General features: G+C 58.7%; 1 pseudogene. It reads left to right on the top strand.

Annotated elements, in window-relative coordinates:
- Positions 1 to 108: 108 nt before the first annotated feature.
- Positions 109 to 243 (top strand): annotated as a pseudogene (locus ACRPFF_RS11305) (lyase family protein); the annotation flags it as partial.
- Between the last annotated feature and the right edge of the window lie 96 nt (positions 244 to 339).

The following is a 339-nucleotide window of genomic DNA, read 5'->3' as shown; positions in this document are numbered from 1 at the left end:
GTCGAGTCTCGTGGGCTCGGAGATGTGTATAAGAGACAGACCCATCACAACAGAGGCGGCGGACAGTTCGGCGGTAAATCCCGAAGCAGGATGCATTTCCGCCAAACTCTCGCCCAGCCGGTCAGCTTCGGACACCACATGCTCGCCTACGTCGAAATGCTCGGACGCGATTTCGAACGCATGGCCGACTGTCGCAAACGCGTCAACCGTATGCCGCTCGGCGCTGCCGCCCTTGCCGTGACGGCCTCAATCAGGCGTGATTTTTGACCAAGTGGATACCGCCAATCCCGATTGCTGGACCTGTCTCTTATACACATCTCCGAGCCCACGAGACTCGAC

This window comes from Neisseria sp. SLRRB23 (assembly GCF_050896295.1).
Lineage (GTDB): Bacteria > Pseudomonadota > Gammaproteobacteria > Burkholderiales > Neisseriaceae > Neisseria.
This window is presented reverse-complemented; position numbering and strand designations above follow the sequence as displayed.